General features: G+C 54.6%; 23 protein-coding genes and 1 pseudogene. 21 read left to right on the forward strand and 3 right to left on the reverse strand.

Annotation, left to right across the window (positions count from 1 at the left end; translation table 11 throughout):
- Positions 1-40: 40 nt before the first annotated feature.
- From EXY20_RS07995 to EXY20_RS08075, 18 genes are all read left to right on the forward strand, one after another.
- A complete protein-coding gene (locus EXY20_RS07995; RefSeq protein ID WP_235885439.1) occupies positions 41-1,408 on the forward strand; it encodes a Sapep family Mn(2+)-dependent dipeptidase in 1,368 nt (455 codons plus the stop codon).
- 169 nt (positions 1,409-1,577) lie between these two features.
- Complete coding sequence (locus EXY20_RS40240; protein WP_268966061.1) at positions 1,578-1,712, forward strand: hypothetical protein; 135 nt, start codon at positions 1,578-1,580, stop codon at positions 1,710-1,712.
- Positions 1,713-1,725: 13 nt separating this feature from the next.
- Complete coding sequence (locus tag EXY20_RS08000; RefSeq protein WP_235885411.1) at positions 1,726-2,256, forward strand: hypothetical protein; 531 nt, start codon at positions 1,726-1,728, stop codon at positions 2,254-2,256.
- 150 nt (positions 2,257-2,406) lie between these two features.
- Positions 2,407-2,775, forward strand: coding sequence for a GntR family transcriptional regulator (locus EXY20_RS08005; protein ID WP_135549512.1), 369 nt, complete (start codon positions 2,407-2,409; stop codon positions 2,773-2,775).
- A 7-nt stretch (positions 2,776-2,782) separates the two neighbouring features.
- Entirely contained in the window at positions 2,783-3,661 is an 879-nt protein-coding gene (locus tag EXY20_RS08010) for an ATP-binding cassette domain-containing protein (protein ID WP_135549515.1), read from the forward strand.
- Complete coding sequence (locus EXY20_RS08015; RefSeq protein WP_235885412.1) at positions 3,654-4,340, forward strand: hypothetical protein; 687 nt, start codon at positions 3,654-3,656, stop codon at positions 4,338-4,340. The genes EXY20_RS08010 and EXY20_RS08015 overlap by 8 nt, the downstream gene beginning before the upstream one ends.
- Before the next feature lie 147 nt (positions 4,341-4,487).
- Entirely contained in the window at positions 4,488-5,048 is a 561-nt protein-coding gene (locus tag EXY20_RS08020) for a sigma-70 family RNA polymerase sigma factor (protein WP_135549517.1), read from the forward strand.
- Positions 5,045-6,526 carry a hypothetical protein gene (locus EXY20_RS08025; protein WP_135549521.1) on the forward strand — a complete coding sequence of 494 codons (1,482 nt, stop codon included), beginning with the start codon at positions 5,045-5,047 and terminating at the stop codon, positions 6,524-6,526. Before EXY20_RS08020 ends, EXY20_RS08025 begins: the two co-directional genes overlap by 4 nt.
- Before the next feature lie 141 nt (positions 6,527-6,667).
- A complete protein-coding gene (locus tag EXY20_RS08030) occupies positions 6,668-7,453 on the forward strand; it encodes an alpha/beta hydrolase (RefSeq protein WP_135549523.1) in 786 nt (261 codons plus the stop codon).
- On the forward strand, positions 7,454-8,461 hold the full coding sequence (locus EXY20_RS08035; RefSeq protein ID WP_135549526.1) for a hydroxyacid dehydrogenase: 1,008 nt from the start codon (positions 7,454-7,456) through the stop codon (positions 8,459-8,461).
- A 345-nt stretch (positions 8,462-8,806) separates the two neighbouring features.
- Entirely contained in the window at positions 8,807-10,666 is a 1,860-nt protein-coding gene (abc-f, locus tag EXY20_RS08040; protein ID WP_135549529.1) for a ribosomal protection-like ABC-F family protein, read from the forward strand.
- Positions 10,667-10,694: 28 nt separating this feature from the next.
- Entirely contained in the window at positions 10,695-13,415 is a 2,721-nt protein-coding gene (locus tag EXY20_RS08045) for a LuxR C-terminal-related transcriptional regulator (RefSeq protein WP_135549533.1), read from the forward strand.
- Between the two features lie 360 nt (positions 13,416-13,775).
- Positions 13,776-14,090 carry a hypothetical protein gene (locus EXY20_RS08050; protein WP_207671239.1) on the forward strand — a complete coding sequence of 105 codons (315 nt, stop codon included), beginning with the start codon at positions 13,776-13,778 and terminating at the stop codon, positions 14,088-14,090.
- Entirely contained in the window at positions 14,087-14,785 is a 699-nt protein-coding gene (locus EXY20_RS08055; protein ID WP_235885413.1) for a hypothetical protein, read from the forward strand. The genes EXY20_RS08050 and EXY20_RS08055 overlap by 4 nt, the downstream gene beginning before the upstream one ends.
- Before the next feature lie 115 nt (positions 14,786-14,900).
- The gene (locus EXY20_RS08060) at positions 14,901-15,410 is read left to right on the forward strand and encodes a DUF2306 domain-containing protein (RefSeq protein WP_207671240.1); all 510 of its coding nucleotides are present in this window, start codon (positions 14,901-14,903) and stop codon (positions 15,408-15,410) included.
- A 15-nt stretch (positions 15,411-15,425) separates the two neighbouring features.
- Positions 15,426-16,397, forward strand: coding sequence for an NAD(P)-dependent alcohol dehydrogenase (locus tag EXY20_RS08065; RefSeq protein WP_135549535.1), 972 nt, complete (start codon positions 15,426-15,428; stop codon positions 16,395-16,397).
- Between the two features lie 122 nt (positions 16,398-16,519).
- The gene (locus EXY20_RS08070; RefSeq protein WP_135549537.1) at positions 16,520-17,035 is read left to right on the forward strand and encodes a GyrI-like domain-containing protein; all 516 of its coding nucleotides are present in this window, start codon (positions 16,520-16,522) and stop codon (positions 17,033-17,035) included.
- 17 nt (positions 17,036-17,052) lie between these two features.
- Entirely contained in the window at positions 17,053-19,377 is a 2,325-nt protein-coding gene (locus EXY20_RS08075) for a glycosyl hydrolase family 95 catalytic domain-containing protein (protein ID WP_167859075.1), read from the forward strand.
- On the opposite strand, the gene EXY20_RS08080 is transcribed toward EXY20_RS08075, so the two are convergent.
- The gene (locus EXY20_RS08080) at positions 19,310-20,236 is read right to left on the reverse strand and encodes an AraC family transcriptional regulator (protein WP_167859076.1); all 927 of its coding nucleotides are present in this window, start codon (positions 20,234-20,236) and stop codon (positions 19,310-19,312) included. The genes EXY20_RS08075 and EXY20_RS08080 overlap by 68 nt on opposite strands.
- Positions 20,237-20,379: 143 nt before the next feature.
- Between EXY20_RS08080 and EXY20_RS08085 the strand changes: the two genes are divergently transcribed.
- Positions 20,380-21,501, forward strand: a complete 1,122-nt coding sequence (locus EXY20_RS08085; protein ID WP_135549543.1) for a glycosyltransferase WbsX family protein — start codon at positions 20,380-20,382, stop codon at positions 21,499-21,501.
- Between the two features lie 53 nt (positions 21,502-21,554).
- On the opposite strand, the gene EXY20_RS08090 is transcribed toward EXY20_RS08085, so the two are convergent.
- Positions 21,555-22,316, reverse strand: a complete 762-nt coding sequence (locus EXY20_RS08090) for a hypothetical protein (RefSeq protein WP_456238568.1) — start codon at positions 22,314-22,316, stop codon at positions 21,555-21,557.
- Positions 22,294-23,217 (reverse strand): annotated as a pseudogene (locus EXY20_RS08095) (beta-galactosidase); the annotation flags it as partial. The gene EXY20_RS08090 and the pseudogene EXY20_RS08095, both read right to left, overlap by 23 nt.
- Positions 23,218-23,419: 202 nt before the next feature.
- Between EXY20_RS08095 and EXY20_RS08100 the strand changes: the two are divergent.
- Together EXY20_RS08100 and EXY20_RS40245 are read left to right on the forward strand one after the other, a co-directional pair.
- Entirely contained in the window at positions 23,420-23,734 is a 315-nt protein-coding gene (locus EXY20_RS08100; RefSeq protein ID WP_135549549.1) for an apurinic/apyrimidinic endonuclease family protein, read from the forward strand.
- A gap of 8 nt (positions 23,735-23,742) precedes the next feature.
- The gene (locus tag EXY20_RS40245; protein ID WP_268966064.1) at positions 23,743-23,874 is read left to right on the forward strand and encodes a hypothetical protein; all 132 of its coding nucleotides are present in this window, start codon (positions 23,743-23,745) and stop codon (positions 23,872-23,874) included.
- Positions 23,875-23,903 lie beyond the last annotated feature (29 nt).

Here is a 23,903-nt window from a genome sequence, read left to right on the forward strand (position 1 = left end):
AGATCAGAAGTAGGGGATACGAATGTTGCTCGGGCGTGAAATGGCCCCTTATCAAAATGAGATCGCTCATCACATTGCCGAGTTAGTCAAGATACGAAGCGTCCAGGAGGAGGCCGAACCCGGCAAGCCTTTTGGCAGCGGGGTAGACCGGGCTTTGGCGTATATGCTTGAATTGGCGGACGCGATGGGATTCCGGACGAAAAATGTAGACGGATACGCCGGTCATGCAGAATACGGGAGCGGCGACCGATTGGCGGCGGTTTTGGTTCATCTGGACACGGTTCAAGAAGGGGAAGGGTGGACCTATCCGCCGCTCGGCGGCCTGATCGAGGACGGACGCATCATCGGAAGAGGAGCATCCGACAACAAAGGGCCTGCCGTAGTCGCTTTATTTTGCTTGAAAGCGATCCGCGATCTTGGTCTTCCGATCCGCAACCGGATTCGAGTCATTTTCGGAACGAACGAAGAAAGCGGCATGAAGGACATGGATTATTATTTTGCCAAGGAGCCGCTCCCGAATATGGCGTTTGTGCCGGATGCCGGTTACCCGATCTTTAATGTGGAAATGGGCAATACGCTTGTCGAGGTATCCCATACCCGGGATCGCAGCCCCGGACAGGAACGGCTTCGAATCGAAAGTCTGACGGGCGGGCTGCCGACGGCGCTGCTGCCCGCAAAGTGCAAAGTCCGGATCGCCTCCGGGCCTGTTTCCGATGGTGAATGGCGCGAGCAGTTGAAACGCCGAACGAGTCTGACGGCTGAAATAGCCGGTGACGGATCGGTCGAGATCGCAGCAAACGGAAATTCCGCCGACCCGCCGAGCAATGCGATTGCGGATATGATGGAATGGCTCGCCGGTCTCCCTTATAAAACCGATGCCGATCCGCTTGTTGTTTTTCTGAACGAGAAGCTCGGACATGAAACAAACGGGCAATCGCTGGGCATTCAGCGCAGCGACGAGCTTTCCGGGTCTACGATTGTATTTCTCAAGCAAATTCTCACGGCAGGGGATACGGTTACTGCCATCATGAATATCCGTTATCCGGTGACCGAGGATGGCGATCGGCTGCTCGGCCTTGTCGAGGAGCAAGCCGAATCGTTCGGGCTGAAAACGACGATCACCCGGCACCTTCGTCCGGTTTATGTCCCGCCCGAGCATCCCGTCATTCGTACTTTAAGCCGGGTGTACGAGCGCGCGACAGGGGACAAGGCGGTGCTGTTGCGAATGGGAGCGGGCACTTATGCCCGGAAACTGAACAACAACGGCGTTGCTTTCGGCGCGGGTTTGCCGGGAGGGGTCGACACGAACGTGCACCGGCCGGACGAGTTTGTTCGCATTGAGGATATGATGAAACACGCGGAAATTTGTTTGCAGGGCTTATATGAGTTGGCGATAGAAGAAAGTTGACGAAGCTGACGATAAACAACGATGAAGCTGCAGATCTTGCTGCAGTTTCATTTTTTGATTCGGGAAGAATAATATGGAAATTGACGATGGATATGCGAACGTATGTGTGCTACTATGGAGGTATAACTTTTGCCTGCCTGGAACGGTTGGTTGATGCGGGGCATTCGATATGGGGCCGGAAGGCGGCAAAAATGGCGGTACGGTGGTAGCTTTCGGAACGCCGGAACAGATTGTGCGCTCCGAACAATCGCTGACCGGGCGTTATTTGCGGGAGCTGCTTGTTCCGGAGAAAACGTTTAGCTAGTAAGGAGACATTTTTGAACGAGGAGCAGGTGCCGCGGCGATCTACTTTTATGAGGAGAAAGAATGGTGAACACGGTTTGAGACGAAAACTGCTTCAATATTTCCCTGTCTTGTATAGAGCGCGTGTTGCCTATCTCATTTTCAAGCGTCATCTACAAAATATATTTTCCATTACCAGGTTTGCGAAAGTTAGGACGGAAGAAACGCTGCCGTATACGTGCAAAAAGCATCAATCTCTATTGCGCAGAAAATTGGGCTCCAGCGACCCCGTTCTTCAGGAGAATAAAATAACGGTTTGGTTGACCGACGAGCATCTCAAAGGATCCGTCCATATCGAAGCAGAATGGCCCTTTTCCTATCATGTATTTGAAAAGAATCATGCCTTTCGGAAAGCGGAAGGGAAAAACTATCGGCAGAATGAGATCTGGAGAAGTACCATCGATAAGAAGACAGGGAATGAAATCAAACAAGAACGGCTGATTGCGAACTACTCCGAGGTCCGTTATGAACTTCCGAACGACATAACTTTGGAACAATCGGTGTAATCGTTGAAGATCCAAGAAACGGCGAATCATGCCCTGGTTTCGAGCGACAGCGACAACTGTCGCTTTTTGTTTTGCCCGATTTCCTCTTGACATTGCGTCGCGAAGGTATTACAGTATGTTACAATACTAACATACCAGAAGGGTGATGGCATGAAGGGTCGCTTTGATGAAGGGCAGCCCATTTTTCAACAAATTGCCGAAATGATCGAGGACGATATTTTGACCGGATTGTACGCAACGGACGATCAGATCATTTCGATGGCGCAGCTTGCAAGCACGTTTCAGATCAATCCGGCAACGGCGGTGAAGGGCATCGCGCTGCTGGTCGGCGAAGGCATTTTATACAAGAAAAGAGGTCTTGGCATGTACGTCTCCGCGGAAGCGAAAACGATCATTATCGAAAAAAGGCGGCATCGCTTCTACAACGAGCTCGTGCTGAAGCTGCTGGACGAAGCTGAAAAACTGCAACTGACGACTGAAGAAGTTATCGCCATGATCAAACAAGGGAAAAGGAGCTGATTGACCCATGAATGCCATTCTGGAATGTGCCAACGTGTACAAGAGCTACGGCAGAAACGAAGCGGTTCGTTCGCTGTCGATGAAGCTGGAGCCCAATACGATTTATGGCTTGCTCGGCCGCAACGGAGCGGGAAAAACGACGCTGCTGAACATGATCACCGGCGGCCAATTTGCAGACAGCGGCAGCATAACGGTGGCCGGCGAACGGCTGAATGCCGGAGATACGCCAAGGGAAACCTGCTACGTGCGGGAAAAAAACTTTTATTTCGGCGGTGCGAAGGTGAAAGAGATTTTGCAAATGGCTTCGGCTTTCCATCCGAATTGGGATGGGGATTTCGCCATGAAGCTGGTCGATACGTTCCGGCTGAACCCGAACAAAAAAATACGGCAGTTATCCCGCGGCATGGAGTCGCTTGTCGGCAACATCGTCGGTCTCGCAAGCCGCGCTCCGCTGACGATTTACGACGAACCGGTGCTTGGACTCGACGTATTGATGCGTGAAAAGTTTTATCGGCTGCTCGTGGAGGATTATACCGAAAACCCGCGGACGATTCTGCTTTCGACGCACTTGATCGACGAAATTGCCAAAGTGGTGGAAAAAGTGTTCATCATCGAAGCGGGGACGATTTTGCTGACGGACGATGTCGACAACATTCGCGTGCGGTCCCATCTCGTAACGGGAAACCGGGAAGCCGTCGAACGCCTGGTTGCAGGCAAGAGGGTCATGTACAAGGAGGCGTACGGCAAAGAAACGTTGGCGGCCGTGTACGACTTGATCGGTGACGAGGAGAAGCTTGCGGCCAGCCGCTCGGGCGTTGCGGTCGAAGGACTGCCGCTGCAGAAATTTTTTGCCTATTTGATCGAAGGGGGAGAGCGCATTGAATAAAACGAACGTGCTGTGGAGAGCGTCTTTCTTGCAGCTGCGGGTATATATGTGGTGCGTGTTCGGCATTGTGACCGCCAGCTTCGTCTCCAACTTTATCGTTTACATGTCGACCGGGTATCAGGAAGACAATAACCAGGTGTCGATCGGCAATATGCTGACGATCTTCCTGATCTTCGTTGCCATCGTGTTGCCTACCGCTTTCTTCAAGCGAATCATCAATCTAGGGGCGACGCGCAAGCAATATTATGTTGGGTTGATTACCATTTATACGATGTGGTCGGCTGCTTTTGCCTTGTTTAATGTGCTTTGGCTGGAGCTGGAAAAAGGATTTATCCGGGAATATACGAATATTTTCAACCTGCTCGAAATTTTCCACTGGGATCAGTTCGGCGTCATCGGCATGTTTTTATACCAATTCGGAACTTATATGCTGCTTGCATCGCTGCTGAATTTGCTGTTCTCCGGCTTGCGCCATCCCGTTGGCTGGATACTGTGGGTGCTCCTGATTGCCGCTATTCCGATCGGCACGTCGATTCCGTCGCTGCGCGTTCATGTGGCAGACGGCTTCCTGGCGCTGCTGTTCAACGATTCCCTGTTCGCCGGGCTAGGACTTACGCTTGGGCTTTCCGTGCTCTTCCTGTTCGGCGGTTGGTTGCTTACAAGTCGCAGAACGTTTTGAGAAACCGGCGATAGTCGTCATAAATTGAAATCAAAAGCAGCCATTTGACGGATGGCTGCCTTTTTGTTGACTGGATAAATCTGCTTGCAGGATTTTCGATTGTGCCTGCGTAGTATGGTGTAGAGGATGGCAAGATGAGGTGAAGGAATGCGAATAACGGAACGGAATGCGGCGGAAGGGCTGCAAAGCAGGGATCAACAGGCGCTGGAATTTGTAATCGATACTTACGGGGATGGCGTTTATCGGCTCGTGGCGAGAATATGCGGGCAATGTTCCCGGCAGGACCTGGAAGAATGCGTCAGCGACGTATTCATGGACGTATGGAACAAAATCGGCAAGTTCGACGAATCCCGCGGAACGCTGAGAACGTGGATTTTTATTCTGGCCAAGTACAAGGCTCTTGATTACCGACGGAGAGGATCAAGCCATTCGCAGGAGGACATTGCCGCAGAAGATCAACCCGGTGGCGAGTTGACGGAACGAATGGTGCTGTTGAAGGAAGAGCGGACACAGCTTATCGAACTCGTCGGACGTTTGCCGGAAATCGACAGGCAAATATTCATTCAGCGATATGTACACGAAGAGCGGATCGAAGCGATTGCGGCCCGGCTCGATTTAACCGGCAAAGCGGTGGAAAGCCGCCTGGTCAGAATCCGCAAATGGTTGAAAGAGCAGCTTAAACGCGAGCGGAAGGAGGGATGGTCATGAAACGTCAATATCGCGAGCGGCCGGAGGATTGGACGCATGAGGATGAACAATGGCTGGACAATATGGATCAATTGAGCGAGGAGGAGCTTATGGTTCTATTGTCGGGTGACGATTGTTTCCCGAGCCGCGGCGCGGCAGAAACGGATTCGCAAACGATCGCCGCAATCAAGTCCAGGACGTTCGCCAGGCTGGGACTGGTCGTTGAAGGCTCGCCTGTTTCCCCGCTCGATGCGGAAGATGCCGGTGCAGAAGCCGTACGCGCTTCGATTGCGCGCAGAGAGGCGGTGTGGCGGAAGAGTGCGTTACGCTGGGCGGCAGTCGCGGTCATTGCCGGATTGGCTTTGTTAGGCGCGCTGATAGTCGGTTCTCCGGCCGTAAGAGCTCAGATCGAAAAAATGCTGCAGTACATTCCGGGTTATGCGAACGTTCAGGAAGGAACCGACGATGCGCCGAGGTATGTGCTGCCTTCTCCTGTGGAAGCCAGAGGCGAGAACGGACGGATGGTGCAGCTGCGTGCCGTTTCGATTGAAAGCAAGCAGGCGACGATCGACCTGGCCGGGGAAGGGGCGGCTTTTCCGGAGCAAATCGAATTGGAAAATACGGCGGGAGAACGGATTGAACTGAGAAGCTCAATGGGGCAACGCGGGTTGGGAACCGAAGGGTGGAAATGGACGGCGTTATACTGGTATCGGGGTGAAATCGCGGTTCCGGAAGACGGGAAGTTTTATCTTCATTATGAAGGACTGTCGGAGCCGATCGCATTTCAACTTCAGCCGGCAAAGTCGATCAGAAACATGGAGGAACTGGGAACAACGGTCGTGAAGAACGGCGTTGCGCTAACGGCGGTCGTAGCCGAGGAGGGCAACGAAAGTCAGCGCGTCACGCTGCTTGCGCAAATGCCCGGGAATGTCACGATTCAATCCTACGGCATTCACCCCGATCCAAGTATAGCCCGAACGTTCCTGTATACGCCCTCGGGGGAACGGAAGGAGGTCGTGCAGGATCCGGCATTTCCGAATCCGAACGAGTTTATTCTGAAGCGCAACCCGTCGGAGACCGGACCCTACCGCCTCGCCGTAGACGGCATCGTAGCCGTCAAAAAAGCCGACAAGGCGGCGACCGCAACGCTGCCGGTTCCGAAAGAAGGCAAGCTTGACGTGAATATCCCGCTCACGATTGCAGGATACCCGGTGGATCTCTTGTCGGTGGAACGAATCAAACAGCCGGACAAAGCATTCGACTCCCTGCTAATTACCTTGGATGCCCACTACAGAGCGGATCGACCCGATAATTTGCTGGGATTTTTCCCCGACGTCGACCGGAATGGACGCGGAGGCGGCTTCGCTTCGCAAGGCGATCCGGCAACTGGGCAGATCAAGCAGCTTTGGGTTGAGACTGATCGGAAGGCCTCCACTTACGCCATGAAAGTTACGGAAGCCAGGATTCAGATCAACGGGCCTTGGGAATTTGCGTTTTAGGCTTAAAAACGATTTCTTCCGTAGAACCCGGTTGCGATTCGGACTTTGGCAGCGGAGCCATGGGGTGGTATACTAATTCCGAATCAGCCTGTTCAGATGCTGCTGTCGTAATGCAATAAGCTGTCGAAGGATGCGATCGGGATGACGGTTCAAACCGAAGAGTATGTATACAAGCAGATCAATGGGGTGGAGCTGGCGCTGCGGATTTATTTTCCGCCTGACGGTAAATCGGGAAGCCATCCCGCTGTCGTCTTTTATTTCGGAGGCGGCTGGCAGAATGGCACGATCGAACAATTCGCGCCCCAGAGCGAATTTCTCGCTTCCCGCGGCTTTAGCGCCGCAACGCCGGAATACCGTGTTTATGCCAAACATCAAACGACTCCCTTCGCGAGCGTGGAGGATGCGAAAGATGCCTTGCACTGGATTTGGCTGCACAGTCGCGAACTCGGGATCGATCCGGACCGGATCGCAGTTGCCGGAGGCTCCGCAGGCGGCCACCTTGCGGCATGCACGGCTATATTGCCGGACGAGGCATTCGGCTCGCCTATGGCGCAACAAATTCCGAAGGCCATGGTGCTGTTTAACCCGGTATGCGACACCTCCGAGAGAGGGTTCGGATCCGAGAAGCTTGGCGATCGGAAGCTGGAGCTTTCACCGCTGCATAACGTAACAAGCGGAGTGCCCCCAACGATCGTTTTTCATGGGACCGCGGATAAGACTGTTCCCTATGAGAATGCAGTGGAATTCGCCGGCAAGATGCAGGAGTACGGCAATCCATGCACGTTGGTACCCTATGAGGGCAGGGGGCACGGTTTTTTTAACAAGGGCAAATCGGAAGGTGACCAGGATTACCTGGATACCCGGAATAGAATGTATACGTTTCTGCAAAAGAACCTTCTACAAGACCAGTCAGGGAGTGTTAGATAGATGAAAGCCATTTATTTGATGGACTCGTATTCGTATGAACGAATTTATCCTGACCGCGTCAGAACAGAAATTGAAGCGTTGATCGGATCCGAAGTCCCTCACCTGACAGAAGAAACGCTCGCGGACAACGCCTCTCTTCTGAAGGAAACGGAACTTATCCTCTCCGGATGGGGAGGAGTAAAAATGGACGAGCAGTTTTTGCAGGCCACACCTAACCTGAAGGCTGTGTTTTATGGCGCCGGATCGATAAAAGGCATCGTCAGCGAGGCATTCTGGGAAAGAGGCATTCGAATTACAAGCGCTTATTCCGCCAATGGCACTTCAGTAGCCAATTATACGGTAGCGGAAATCTTGTTCGCTCTAAAGGGAGGATGGCACCTGTCCCGCTTGATGAAAGACGAACAGGCCTTTCCGAAAATGCGCCGCAGTCTGCTGGAGGGGTTGCCCGGAATCGACGGCAGTGTCGTCGGAATCATTTCGCTTGGTGCGATCGGACGCCAGGTCCGCGAGAGACTGAAGCCCTTCGGGCTGCAAGTCATCGCCTACGATCCGTTCGTGACTGCAGCAAAAGCGCAAGAGTTGGAAGTGGAATTGTGCACATTGAAGGAAATCTTCGAGCAGGCGGATGTCGTAACCTTGCACGCTCCGTTGCTGCAAGAAACGGAAGGGTTCATAACAGGAGACCATCTCGCCTCCATGAAGAAATGGGCTTCTTTTATCAATACGGCAAGAGGTGCGCTGGTCAGGGAATCGGAGATGATCGAGGTGCTTGGCCGGCGGCCGGATCTTATGGCGATTCTTGACGTTACGTTCCCGGAACCCCCTGTGCCGGGATCCCTGCTGTATTCGCTGCCGAACGTTGTATTGACGCCTCATATTTCGGGCGCATCGTCCAAAGGGGACGTTGCCCGAATGGGGAGATTCGCTGCGGAAGAATTGAAACGCTACTTGAACGGCGAACCGCTGCAAGCGGAAATTACCCGGAAGCAAGCTCGAATTTTGGCATAACGGGTGATAACGCGTTCATTAAACATTGTGATTTCCACCGATTTGTGATAATTTTGAAGTAACTATTACATCGATTCGGAAGGAGGTGTCAGCATGTTGTTTATCGCCGGACGTTGCAAAGGCGGCCACAAGTGGGTACGCCAGGCCGTCATCGCATTCGCTTCTCGCGCATATGGGAGAAGTCTGTCCATTTCAGGCGATGACAACAAGCCGACCCTTTAAATCATCGTCCTCCGGGTGGAGGTCGTCTTGATGGCTGAAGGCCGCGGGTGAGGTTGTCTCTCGCCAGCGGCTTTTTTGCGTGTCGGCATGACCAAATACCATCCCATCGGAAGGTGATACGAGATGATTTTATGTGCGGCGGATAAAATTTCGAAAAGCTGGAGCTATTCCCCCGTCCTGAGCGAACTGTCGCTGGAAATTCTGGAGAACGAACGCATTGGTCTGGTCGGGCCCAATGGCTGCGGCAAAACGACACTGCTTTCGCTGCTGGCAGGTACGGACACACCGGATACCGGCTCGATTTATTATAAAAAAGGACTTCGTGTTGCCGCTTTGGCACAAACGCCGGACTTCGGTCCGGACAAAACCGCGGGAGACGTATTGGCGGAAGCGTTCGCGGAGCTTCTCGACATGCGGAATCGCCTTTCCGCTCTGGAGCAGGAGATGGCGGATCCCGACCGGGCGGAGCAAGCGATGAAAGCTTACGGTCCGCTTCTCGATGCCTTTACCGACAAAGGCGGCTACGAGATGGAAACGGCGCTTTCCCGGGTAGCGGAGGGGCTCGGCATCAGGTGGCTGCTGGAGCAGCCATTTCATGCGTTAAGCGGCGGGGAACGGACAAAAGTGGGGCTTGGGCATATTTTGCTGTTGAAGCCGGAATTGCTGCTGCTCGACGAACCGACCAACCATCTCGATCTGTTCGCTGTGGAGTGGCTGGAAAAGTATTTGCAGGACTACGACGGCAGCGTGCTTATCGTTTCGCATGACCGTTATTTTCTCGACCGGGTCGTTACGAAAATTATGGATTTGGAAGGCGGAACGGCTGACAGTTACAGCGGCAACTATTCCTACTTTCTGAAGGAAAAGGAGCGCCGGCTTCTTGCCGAATTTGACTCCTACCAGGAGCAGCAGAAAAAGATCAAAAAGATGGAGGAAGCGATCAAACGTCTTCGGATCTGGGCCGCACAGGCGGACAATCCGAAAATGTTCAAGCGGGCGGCGGCGATGCAGAAGGCGCTCGACCGGATCGACAAGATGGAGAAACCAACGCTTGAGCGCAAGTCCATGAGCTTATCCTTCGAAATGAGCGAACGCAGCGGGAAAGATGTCGTCGTCATGGAAGGCGTCGGCACAAGCTTTGGCAACAAGCGGCTTTTCCGCGAGATCGACTTGCATATCCGGTTCCGCGATTCCGTTGCGATTGTTGGCGAGAACGGCAGCGGCAAGTCGACGCTTCTGCGGATGATCGCACGGGGGCTTGAGCCGGACGAAGGAACCGTAAAGCTGGGCAGCGCGGTAAAAGTCGGCTATCTCGAGCAGCAGGATTTGTTCCCGAACGGCGAGCAAACGATCATCGACGCGATTCGGGAAGCGGCTTCCATGGATGAGGCCGAAGCGAGGCATATGCTGGCGAAGTTTCTGTTCTATGGAGCTTCCGTGTTTCGCAAAGTGAAAAGCTTGAGCGGCGGCGAAAAAATGCGGCTGCGCCTCGCCCAGCTTATGCAGCGGGACGTCAATTTTCTGGTCCTGGACGAACCGACGAACCATCTTGATATCGATGCGAGGGAAGCGCTTGAAGAAACGCTGGCGGCATTTCGGGGGACCTTGTTGTGCGTGTCGCATGACCGTTATTTTTTGAACAAGCTGTTTCCGGTGACCCTGTGGCTTGAGGACGGCAGACTGACACGCTACAATGGAAAATATGACGAAGCCAGGAGCAAACGAGAGGAACGCCGCACAACCGATCAAGCATCTGACCGGAAAACAGGAAAAGTGTGGAAAATGTCCGAGAAACGGGCAGCTGACGTAGAAAGCCAGGAGCTTCTCGAACGGGAAATCGAGGTCATGGAATGCAGGCTCGCCGTTCTTGAAGCGGCGATGGAACAGGAAGATGACACGGCGAAGCTGCAGGCACTGTACGCGGAACGCTCCGCTCTTGATGTCGAAAGAGACTTGTTGTATGAACGGCTAGCGCGGCTGTGAATTTTACTTGGATGGGGCGGGCGATCCATTGAACATCACGATTTTGGCAACAAAGCTGTATATCCCCGTGCCGCGGACTGGAGTTGTCCTGCGGCCGCGTTTAATCGACCGGTTGAACAGGGGATTGAACCGAAAGCTGACGCTTATCTCTGCCTCGGCCGGCTTCGGCAAGACGACACTGGTAAGCGAATGGGCGGCTCGTTGCGATCGACCTGTCGCATGGTTATCGCTGGACGAAGGGGATCTCGATCCAACGCGCTTCCTGACTCACTTCATCGCCGCGCTGCGGAAAGTGGAAGACAGTTTGGGCGGTGGCGCGCTTGGTGCGCTCCAATTGCGGCAGCCGCTTTCAACCGAATCGGTTCTGACGATGCTGCTCAATGAAATTTCGGCGCTCACGTATTCTTTCGTTCTTGTCCTGGACGATTACCATGTTATGGATGCCCCATGGATCGATAATGCGTTCAACTTCCTGCTCGAGCATCTCCCGCCACAAATGCACCTTGTCATTGCCACGCGTGAGAATCCGTCGCTTTCCTTGGGGCGGTTGCGCGCCATGGGCCATCTGACCGAGATACGCGATGCCGACCTTCGTTTTACTCCCGACGAAGCAGCCGCATTTCTCGATCAAGTCATGGGTCTTCGCTTGACGGCGGAAGAAATTGCGGTGCTGGAAACGCGTACCGAAGGCTGGATCGCCGGGCTGCAGCTGGCGGCGCTTTCCATGCAGGGACGCAACGATATCAAGGCGTTCATCCAGGCGTTTGCCGGGGATAATCGCTACATTATGGACTATTTGGTCGAAGAGGTCCTTCAGCGCCAGCCTGACCCGATTCGAAATTTTTTGCTGCAAACCTCCATTCTCGACCGGTTGTTTGGACCGTTATGCGATGCCGTCACCGGCCAGGAGAATGGCGCCGCGCAGCTCCAATTTCTGGAGCGCGGCAATTTTTTTGTCGTTCCTTTGGATGACAGACGTCACTGGTATCGTTATCATCACCTGTTCGCCGAGGTTCTCTCCGCCCATTTGAAGTCGGATCGGCCCGATCAGGTGGCAATCTTGCATCAGCGCGCCAGCAAATGGTTCGAGCAGCATGGCTCGGCGGACGATGCGATCCGGCACTCGCTGGCTGCCAAAGATTATGAGCGGACGGCGAGTCTGGTCGAGCTGGCAATTCCCGCCTTGCGCAGGAGCAGACAGGAATCCGCGATGTTGAAGTGGCTGAAGGCGCTCCCCGACGAGTTGGTCCGTTGCAGACCCGTGCTGAGCGTTTGGTATGCGGGGGCGTTGCTCGCCGGAGGCAAATTGGATGCCGTCGAGGTTCAATTGCGAAACGCCGAACGGTGGCTGCAGACGACGGTGGATCAGGATGAACGACCGCAAGGACGTCCGACGAAAATGGTCGTTGTAGACGAAGAAGAATTTCGCCGTCTCCCGGGCTTGATCGCCGTATACCGGGCCGGGCTGGCCTTGGTCCTCCGCGATGTGCCCGCTGCCACGAGATACGCACGTCAGGCGATCGACCTCGTGTCCGAGGATGATCATCTTCCGCGCGGAGCGGCGACTGCGCTTCTTGGACTTGCTTTATGGAGGAATGGGGAGCTCGAGGAAGCGCGGCGGGTGTTTGCCGACGGCATAACCAGTGTGCAGCTGGCCGGGGCCATCTCCGACGCGATCAATGGCTCCATCGCTCTGGCTGAAATACGGATTGCTCAAGGTCGACTTCGCGATGCGATGCATATCTACGAGCGGGGATTGCAGCTTGCGAGGGATCAAGGCGAGCCGGATCTGCGGGGAACGGCTGACATTTACGTAGGGATGAGCGAGCTTTGCCGCGAACATGACGATCTGGAAGCTGCCAAGCGGCACCTGTCAATAAGCGAGGAGCAAGGCGAGCACACCGGGTTTCCGCAATACCGGTATGGCTGGCGAGTCTCTATGGCTCGAATTCGGGAGGCAGAGGGGAATTTGGAAGAAGCGTTCCATTTTCTCTGCGAGGCGGAGTCCCTCTATGTGGATGACTTTTTCCTGAACGTACGTCCCGTAGCGGCGTTAAAGGCATTGGTGCAGGTTAAACGCGGGAGAGTTGTCGAAGCCTTGGATTGGGCTAGTGAACAGCGTCTGTCGGCTGCGGACGAACTTAGCTACGCACGCGAATTCGAGCACATTGTTCTCGCCAGAGTGATGTTGGCCCAATATAACCGTGACAGATCGGATCAGTCTCTGGTTGGGGCGATTGGTCTCTTGGAGCGTCTCCTTCAAGCTGCGGAAGAAGGAGGGAGGATGGGAAGCGCGATTGCCATCTTGATTGTGCATGCAGTGGCTCGTCAAATGCAAGGCGACATTCCAGCCGCGCTTATGCAGTTGAAACGAGCCCTGAAGCTTGCCGAGCCGGAAGGCTATGTCCGCCTCTTTGTTGACGAAGGCCGCCCCATGGAGAGCCTGCTGAAAGTGGCGGCCATAGAGGGGATTGCCCCGAACTATGTCCAGCGCCTGCTGAAGGCATTCAGGAAAGAGGAGGGCAGTCCTCCGCTGGCCAAATCGACAAATCACGAATCATTGAGCGAACGCGAGCGCGACGTGCTGGGGCTGCTGATAACCGACTTGAGCGGCCCGGAAATAGCCCGCGAGCTCAGCGTGTCGCTTAACACCTTGCGGACCCACACCAAAAACATTTACGAGAAGCTCAAGGTAAACAACCGCCGGGCGGCCGTCCGCCGCGCCAAAGAACTCGACTTGTTAAAGTAAAATAGCCCATGAAAAATGGCTTATTTGCCTCATAATGCCCGGCTCGGCGAAAATAGCCAGTGAAAATACTGGTTATTTGCTCTAGATCACCTTCAAATTGGCCGTCCATACGAAATAGCCAGTGAAATCACTGGCTATTTCGTATGGACGGCCTGTTTTTGGCGAAATAGGAAAGAAAACATGGCCTAATTGGCAAGGGATGAGCTTCCCTGACGGTTTTACTCCTGTTTTGAAAAAATCACCACGTCAATCACCACATGTGGTGATGCGGACTCACCCGGCGGGCAGGTATGTTAGTTATGAAGGAACACAAGGAACAATGTGAGGATGTTTCTTACGGGGACCAAGAAGGAGGCAAAAATGAGGGATACCCACGGTTCCAATGAGGAACAGCACAAAGCGGATCGGTACGAAATTCGACTCAAGGGGCACCTTGACGCCCGGTGGACCAATTGGTTCGAGGGGCAAAATCTCACCCGCGAAAGCGACGGAACCACCGTCTTCACGGTTCAAGTCGCCGACCAGCCCGCCTTGCACGGCGTTCTAAGGAAAATTCGCGATCTCGGTTTGCCTTTGATCTCGGTTTGTCAGATTGAGCCCAACGAGGCTTTTGGTCCGAATGTACACGAGAACAACGATTCCAATCAATCGAAAAAAAAGGAGACAAACACATGACCACGAATCAACAAGCTGCAGTAGTCAGCATGGGGGCCGAGCATATGCAAACCAACCGGCGTTCCGCCATAACAGCCTCGAATCTGATCCGGTTGGCAGGCATAGCTACTATGTTGGCGGGGCTTCTCTTTATCGTCGTTCAGATGATTCATCCTGCCGATATTATTTCCTCAGTCGGCACCGGCAGATGGGCAATCGTCCATTACTTGGGTGTCGCCATGTGTTTCCTGGGTCTGCTCGGCATAACGGGCATCTACGCAAGACAAGTCGATAAAGCAGGTTGGCTGGGTTTAGCCGGATATCTCCTTGTCTGCATGTTCTATGCGCTCACCATGGCGTTTCAGTTCATCGAAGCCTTTGTTTCGCCGCCGCTCGCCGCCGAATCGCCCATTTATGTCGAGGGGCTGTTGGGAATCCCAAGCGGTAATGTGGGGGATATCAATGTCGGAAGCCTCGAAACGATCTATTCGGCAACAGGAATTATGTATTTGCTCGGCGGGCTGCTGTTCGGCATCGCTACATTCCGTGCAGGCATTCTGTCGCGCCGGGCTTCCGCTCTGCTTGCCATCGGGACTTTATTGCCTCTCCCGCTCTCTTCACTGATCCATCACCCGTACGATCGGATTCTGGCGGTGCCGGTAGGACTAAGTCTGGTCTGGTTGGGATACTCGGCTTGGTCCAAACGACATGCTTGACAGGATACAAAAAGAACGTTCGGCCAAACGAATGGTGGCCTCATTGCTCTTGCTGAGCGCCATTCCGCTCGCCGCCGGAATTTTCCGACTTGCCTCGTTGGCCGGAGGCGCGGAAATGACGCCGGCCAACGCACGTTTCTTTGAAACGCCGCTGCCGGTGGTGCTGCATATCCTGAGCGCTTGCGTGTATGCCATCCTTGGCGCGTTTCAGTTCGCACCCGGTTTTCGGCGACGCATGCCAGACTGGCACCGCGCGGCAGGACGCATTCTGGTTATAAGCGGCCTGATGGTCGGACTGACCGGGCTTTGGATGAGCTTGTTTTATTCCATCCCGTACAGCGGCAAGTTGTTGTTTTCATTGCGGCTCTTATTCGGATCGGGCATGGTCGTATCCATCCTGCTTGGTTTTTCTGCGATCTTGCGGGGGGACGTGGCCCGGCATCGCGCCTGGATGATTCGCGGCTATGCGATCGGGCTTGGCGCGGGCACACAGGTGCTGACGGAGATGGCCGGGACACTCGTCTTCGGTCCTCCGGATGAATTAAGCAAGGCGTTGTTTATGGGGGCGGGCTGGGTCATCAATCTTGCCGTGGCCGAGCGGGCCATCCGTAGAAGAGGAGAATGAACGGGAGGAATAGGGATGAAAGCAATCGTATACGAGCGGTACGGGGCACCGGATGTCTTGCAGCTCCGGGAAGTCGCCAAGCCCGTACCCAATGACGACGAAATCCTGATTAACGTTTATGCAACAACATCCTCAGCGGGAGATTGGCGATTACGCAAGGCAGACCCTTTCCTGGCAAGGTTGTTCAACGGTTTATGGAAGCCGAAACGAATCCAAATCCTTGGATTCGAATTAGCCGGGGTAGTCGAATCGACGGGAAGGAGCGTGACTCGATTCAGGCCGGGAGACGCCGTGTACGCCGCCTGTGGCGCCGGTTTCGGTGCGTATGCCGAATACAAATGCATGCAGGAGAAGGGAAGTGTCGCGCTTATGCCGGCGAACATGACATTCGAGGAAGCTGCCGCGGTTCCGGTCGGCGCCTGTACGGCATTGCAATTTCTGCGACAAGGCAACATCCGACGCGGCAGCCGCGTGCTTGTTTATGGCGCTTCCGGCAGCGTCGGGACCTATGCCGTGCAACTGGCTAAACATTTCGGTGCGGAAGTGACTGGCGTATGCAGCACTTCAAATGTGGAGTTAGTGAGAATGTTGGGTGCCGAACGCGTCATCGATTATACGAAAGAACAGATCGTCAGCGACAGTCCGGCCTATGATATTATTTTCGATACGGTTGGGAAGAGTCCGTTCAAGGTTTGCGTCGAACTTCTCAAACCCAAGGGCTTCTACTTGCGGGCGGTCCATGTGAGCCTGCTGCCGATTATGCGTGGATTATGGATCAACTGGACGAGCGGCAAGAAAGTGATTGGCCCAACAGTGAAGGATAGCGCGGAAGATCTGGTTTTTCTCAGGAATCTGATCGAGACTGGCGCGTTGCGTTCGGTCATCGACCGCCGTTATCCGTTGGAGCAAGCGGCGGAGGCTCATCGCTACGTAGAGCAGGGCCACAAAAAAGGCAATGTGGTTTTACGTGTAAGGCAATTGGAATAACATTCACCCGAACGATTATCAAAAGGGGAAGCAACGGGGAAGGATTTTTATGGCAACTAACGAAAAAGATTAACAGCACCATAAGGTTATTCTTGAATCATTTGGTAGAGGAGAGGGTAATTGTGCAGGAAACCGTTGCGATTGATTTGGTTGAAGTTGCGCCGTTCAAGGCATTGGCCGTAAGAACGGGGATGACGCCCGACAAGAGCGGGACGCGGGTGGCTTGGAGCAAGCTTACGGAGCAGGTGCCGCTCGACGATGCGCGTCTTGCGGAAGGGCCGTCAGCGTATGTGTTTATTCCGCAAGAGCAATGGAGCAAGCAGGTTGATACGCTTTGGGTCGGATTGGCGGTTCGCGAGTTTGGAAATGTACCGGTGGGAGTCGAGACGCTGGAGGTAAGCGGAGGGCTTTGTGTGAGTGCCCGGGTCTACGGGAATGAGGCCCATATGTGGCGGGTCTATGATGCGATATTTGCTTGGCTCGAGCAGTCGTCCGATTATGAACTCGACCGGCGTGAAGGCGTTTTCGGGATGGAGACAGTTCCGTTTGAACCATTGAACGCTCTTGCCGTACCTTATTCAGAAATCGAAACCTTTCATTTTGTCATGCTATACCCGGTTCGCAAGAAGTCATCGTAGATAAGATGAGGTGCACAATGACAGTCTTCGATGGAAAATATCCTTCCGAACAACATGATCTGCATGTTCGCAATCCGATTCGCCGCTGGGATGAGGCGTTTCCGCTTGGAAACGGGATGACGGGGTGCCTCGTATGGGGAGACGGCGCTCCGCTGCGTTTCAGTCTTGACCGGGGGGACTTGTGGGATACGCGGCCGGCGCCGGAAGTGCTGGACGACGGGTTTACGTACCGAAATATGATCGAACTTGTTCGGAGAGGGGAACAGGAGGAACTGTCGCGACGTTTCAGCGACTTCTTCTCGGTATGCCCGTATCCGACGAAGCTGCCTGCAGGCCGGCTCGAACTGCATGGCGGATCCCCGGCCGAACGAATGGAATGCCGGCTGAACGTCCGCGCAGCCAAAGCGGAAATCGAGTGGCGCGCAGGAGAACAAACGTGCCGGTTGGAGAGCTTCCTGCATGCCGAAACAGGGGTGGGCTACATCCGGCTGAAAGGAACATCGGCAAGCCAGGCGGAACTTAAGCTAGTTGCTCCCGATTATGCCGGCCATTATGAAGACCGGGAAGATCCCCGTTCCGCCTTCGATATCAGCCTGGCTTCACTAGGTTATCCGGACGCAGCATTTGGAAGCGACGACAATGTCACATGGTTTTTGCAGCCGACGAACCATGGACTGGAGTATGCCATCGTAGTGGCCGAGAAGCAAAGAATCGAGCTGGAAACGGAATGGGTGTATGCGATCGCAGCGAATCGCGACGGGATGGACTGGCTGGAGCAAGCGAAGCGGAAAACCGCAGACGCCCTGCATGCCGGATTCGACGAAGCGCTGCGGTCACACACCGGCTGGTGGGAACAGTATTGGAGGCAAAGCGCCATCACGCTGCCGGATTTCGATATGGAAAAGATGTGGTACCTGACGAACTACTTGTTCGGCTCCTGCTCGCGCAAAGGTGCGCCTCCGATGCCGCTGCAAGGAGTATGGACAGCGGACGAGGGTCTTTTGCCGCCATGGAAAGGCGATTATCATCACGATCTGAACACGGAGCTGTGTTATTGGCATTATTTGAAAGCGAACCATCTGCAGGAGGGGGAAAGTTTTCTCGATTTTCTGTGGGATTTGCGTCCCGCTGCCCGTGAATTTGCCCGCACCTTCTACGAAGCGCCGGGTATTAACTTGCCTTCCGTCATGACGATCGAAGGGAAACCGCTCGGCGGATGGCCGATGTATTCCTTAAGTCCGACCAATCAGATTTGGGTATGCCAAGCCTTCGATCATTATTGGCTCTATACCGGCGATCGGGATTTTCTCGAAAAGCGGGCATATGTGTATTTGCAAGAATCGGCAACATGCGTGCAGCATCTGTTGATCCCCGGCGAAGACGGGAAGCTGCGCTTGCCCGTGTCCAGCTCGCCGGAAATTCACGATGATCGACTGGAAGCCTGGCTTTCGTCGAATAGCAATTACGATCTGTCCCTGCTTCGATACTTGTTTGCCCGTTTGGAAAATATGGCTGAACTGCTGGGCAAACATCGGGAGCGTGAGATGTGGGCAGATGTACTTGCGCGGTTGCCCGAATTGGCCGTCGACGACTCCGGGTTTATGGTCAGCCCGGACGAGGCGTTGACAGAGAGCCACCGTCACTTCTCGCATGCGATGGCGATTTATCCGCTGCAGACCGTTCAGTATCACCGTTCTGACCGCGAGAAGCAAATCATCGACGATACGATTCTGCACCTGGAGCGGCTGGGAAAAGGGTATTGGTGCGGCTATTCCTTCTCCTGGATGGCAGCGCTCTATACGCGGCAGGGGAACGGGGAAGCGGCGCGGCATCATTTGCGGCTATTGTGGAAATTTATGTGCTCTCCGAACGGCTTTCATCTGAACGGCGATTACAAAAAAGCAGGAATTACCCAATTTCATTACCGGCCGTTCACGCTGGAAGGCAACATGGCGGCTGCGGACGCGCTGCAGGAGATGCTGCTGCAGACGAACGGCGGCATGATCCGGCTGTTCCCGGCGATCCCGGCTGATTGGGCGGCCGGCACCGCGGCGTTCCAGCGCTTCCGCGGCGAAGGGGGAGTTCTCGTATCCGCAGTCATGACATCCGGCGAGTTGGAACGAGTGGAGCTGCATGCCGAACGAGACGGCACATTTTGCATGGATAATCGATTCAGCACAAGCAGATTAGTTCTTGAAAGGAATGGCATGACTTCGGTTATCGATTGTCCGGTCGGTTCTGCTCTTTCGATCGCGATGCGCAAGGGGGACGTTGTTAGCTTGGCGGAACACAATCCGCCGCCTTGCGGTATTGGCCCGGCGTCAAGCCTGTCCGGCGCTTGAACAAGCGGTAAAAGTGATCGACATCCTGGAGGCCGACGGCGTGTACGATTGCCGCAATGTCGGCCTCGGTTTCTTTCAGCAGTCGCATGCTGGCGTCGAGCCGCACCTTTTGCGCGTATTTGTTGAAGGTGGTGCCGAACTGCCGCAAAAACAAGCGCGACAAGTGGCGTTCGCTCATGCCGGCCTGCACTGCCGCTTCCTTCAGCGAAAGGGCATGCAGCGGCAAAGCCGCGATGATGGCCGCTAGCTTGGACTGGCTTGCATCGCCGCCAGTTTCATTCGGCCACTCCGCTTGCTGCAGGTTTCCCGCGTCAGTGGCCTGGCAAACGAGCGTCAGCAGTTCCAGCGTTTCCGCCGCCAGCACCGTTCGGCCGAAACGGTGCTGCATGCGGCACAGCTCCCGCATCCGTTCGGTCCGACGCACGATGTCGCCGCGCCGATCCTTGATGCAAATCCACGGCGGACGCGTCTTGCCGTCATGGGCCGGTTTTCCGAGCATCCAATGAATAACGTCCCGCACTTCGCTGTCCATCCAATCTCCCGCCATCCGCTCCAGCCATTCCCGCCGAAAAATGACGTTGCGCACCTCCAGACGAGACGTTCCCGTTTGATTCGTCTCCGGCCTGAAAACATGCGTCAACCCGACAGGGATCAAATAGATTTCCTGTTCCTCCGCTTGAAAGGAGCACCCGTCGATATACTGGGTTCCTCTGCCGCGCAGAACGCAGATCACTTCGGGAAAATCGTGGTCATGCTCCAGCAGCCAATGATTTTCGGCCACGTCCATAATGGTGGTAAAGCTGTCCTTCGCGACAACCTCGTCAATGGTATAGTGCTTGATCGCCCGTTGAATGGTCACGGCTGGCCTCCTCCTCGAAAGCATGTCGCCAAAAGCAGGATTGCGTCTTGAAAAGCAGGAATACGATCGTTTATCCCGATTATACAATAAACATGAACTTGTTTTCGCGATAACAGCATTCGATGCATTTGGGAGGGAATTCGATGGCAAATTACGACGTGGCGGCATATGTGTGGCCGTCTTATACGGGGGACGAGCCGAGAACGCGCATGTTTTGGCCGGAAGGGATCGGCGAATGGCAGTCGGTCAAAAACGCGGTAAAAAAGTTTCCGGATCACAACTGGCCGCGAAAGCCGCTGTGGGGATACGTGAACGAGGCCGATCCGTATGTGATGGAGATGCAGATCAAGGCGGCGTCCGATCATGGGGTAAACGTGTTTATTTACGACTGGTACTGGTACGATCGCCGCCCGTTCCTGGAGCAATGTCTGAACAACGGGTACTTGAAAGCAAGCAACAACGACAAAGTGAAATTTTATTTGATGTGGGCGAATCACAATGTGAACCAGCTCTGGGATATCCGCCATTCACACGACATGGATACGCTGATATGGGATGCCGCGGTGGATCGCAAGGAGTTCGAAACGATCGCAGAGCGACTGATTGAATTGTACTTCAAGCATCCGTCCTATTTTACGATAGGCGGCAAGCCGGCGTTCATGATTTACGACGTGGCGAATTTGATGCGAGGACTGGGCGGGGGCGAAGCGACTGCCGACGCTTTCGCGTGGTTCCGCAGCCGCGCCGTACAGGCGGGTTTGCCGGGACTTCATCTGCAACTGACGCTGTGGAGCGAGCGAAGCTTCGATTTCAGCGGCGTGGATGGAGGCAAACAAACGACGACCAGCGAACTCGTGGACTTGCTCGGCTTCGATAGTGTAACGCATTATCAGTACATTCATTTTGCCGATATTGATCGCGACTACAACGACATTATGGTCGATGTGCTGCAGGAGTGGCAGCGTATCGACCGGACGTACAAGGTGCCTTATTTCCCGCACGTATCGATCGGCTGGGACAATAACCCGCGGTTTCAGCAGTTTCGTCCCGGAATCGTCAAGAACAATACGCCAGCCAACGTAAGGAAAGCGTTCGAGCATGCCAAAACGTATGTCGACGCTCACCCGGAACAGCCGCCGCTTGTTGTCGTCAACAGCTGGAACGAGTGGACGGAAACGAGCTATTTGCAGCCCGACGATTTGTACGGGTATGGGTATTTGGAGGCTGTCAAGGCAGTATTTCGGCCAAACGGCAGCGGCGCATAAAATGAATGTTACGGCGGCGTACGGCTTTGTCCCTACGCCGCCCAAGGCAACGATCAGTTCGCAGTAAGCGCAACAGCTTTCACTTCCATCGGTTTAAGGACGAACCGTCCCAAATCCTCCTCGCCATGACCATCCGTCGAACGGATCCGAATTCCTGCTTCCATAGGGGAACTAAACAGGTTCATGATAAATAGCATCCGCCTGCCGCCGCCATTTCGGACAACCGTCCAGACGTTCGGGTTGTCACATTGAATGACCGGCTGTCTGCAGTCGAGTTCTCCCAACAAGTAGCGCAGGATGTCCATCTGGGTGTACTTGGTAAATTTCCACGGCATTCCGAACCAGAGGACGGCTCCGCCGTTCGGATAGGTCATCTTCCACGCCGCCGTCCGTCCGTTGCCTGTTTCTTGAGCCAAAGGCTCGGCTCCGTCCGGCATTTGCGCCGCCAGCCACAACCCTTCACTGGCGTGCACCGGCCCGAACGGCCCGGCTTGCACGTACTTGTCGACATTGTCGAACCGTTCCGAGACCGCCCCTTCCAGAAAATCTTTCAGTATTGCGCAAGGCTGAAAGTTGTCGTCCAGTTCAGGGATCACAGGCGCCAGCAGCAGCTTTCCTCCACGCTTCACGTATTCGACCAGTCTCGTTTGAATGGAAGCCGCCATGTTCGCAGCCGAAGCGACCAGCAGCGGTTTGTCGGTGCGGAGGAGCAGCCCGTCGTCGTACAAATCGAGCATTTCGGGTGAAAGTGCCGAGCAGAAAGCGGCTTCCCAGCCGTTTGGCCATTTCATAATGATAAGCGTTGGAGTCGGCATTGGCCGAATTATGGATGAAGTCGCAGTCGATGCCGGCTTCGCGCATCCAGTTCGTCAGTATTAATGCAAATTCGGTTACGGTGCCGAAGTAAAAATCCTGGTAATCCTTGGCGCGACGCCTGTCCGGCACGTTGCGAATGGCAGCGGGATCGATCGGCCGGACATCGGCGAACCCGGCAAATGTCGTTCCGTATGCCAAATTCAGCTTGGCGATGTCCCCATATTGTTCCGCAAGGAAGCGGGGGTAGCGACCGTCGGATCTGCCGAAGCCCATCGTTTCCGGGTTGTAATCCCATCCCCCGTACCATTCGTGGACGCCGATCAATTCGTTGTCGAACTGGGCATAAGCGACCGCACCTCCTTTAGCGACCGTATGCTTCGCGATAATGGGGCAGACGGCGTCGAACCAGCGTTTGCTCTTTTCCAGGAAGACGGGATGCAAGTAGGAGACCGACTCGCGCACCATGATGCCGCCGTGAACGTTTCTCGCCAATAGCTCCGGATAGTGCTGCTGCAGCCAGCCCGGAAGGCCGGCATATTTCATTTCGGAATACTGATACGGACCCGGACGGCAGATCACGTACAGGCCCAGCTTGCGGCAAAGCCGCAGAAAGCTGTCCAGATCGCGTTCCGGCACGTCGCCGAAACGAATATTACCCTCCGCCGGTTCGTGAAGAATCCATGGAATGTAGGTAGCGATACAGTTGCCGCCCGTTTCCTTGAACAGCTTAAGTCTGCGCTCCCAATCGGCTGCGGGCACACGAAAATAATGAAATTCGCCGGATACGAGAAACCGCGGTTGGCCGTCGATTTTATAGCCCCGCACATCCCATTCCAAGGCGCCTAAATGCGGCAATGCGTTTCGGAATTCCATACCAAATGAACACATCCGTTTCTGCATGCATGTCGTCGTTTGCGGGATATTGTAACTTAGTTAGTACAGAAGAAACAATGGCTTATCTTTTGATTTCTTGGTTTTTGACAGGATGGTCGAACACGAAAGGTTTCGTTTTACAGAATGAAAGGGACAAGCTACACTGGGACATGTTTGAGGTCAAGGCAACCTGCGTTGGACGAATTGAAAACGGAAAGGATTGATAGCATTGTTGCTTTCTCCTTGTTTGAACACGGTATTTACCGCCAATCCGGGCTTGTCGTTCGCAGAACGGATCGGCAAGCTGGGACGAATGGGCTTTCGCGCCTACGAGTTCTGGGGATGGTACGATCACCGCGATGAACTGGATGCGTTGCGGGAGGCCCAGGATGAGGCCGGCCTCCAGCTCAGCTGTTTCCTGACCAAGTCGGGGATGCTGCTGATGGATCCGTCCGGTCATGCGGAATTTGTGGAAGAACTGCGGAGGAGCATCAACGTTGCCGCGCGATTGGCATGCAAGCGCCTGTTGTCTCGACGAGCCTGATGCGTTTCGTGGCCGACCGGACGACGGAATGGCAGTACGTGTCCGCCGCCGTCCTGTTGATCATGCTTCCTCTGGTTTGCGGCTTCCTGCTTGCTCAGCGATATGTGTTTGCCGGTATCGTTGCCGGTGCGGTAAAATAACCGTACTCGGGAAATCGTCCCTGGCGAGG

Origin of the sequence: Paenibacillus cymbidii (genome assembly GCF_004764705.1) — a bacterium.
Classification (GTDB): Bacteria; Bacillota; Bacilli; order Paenibacillales; family NBRC-103111; genus Paenibacillus_AN; species Paenibacillus_AN cymbidii.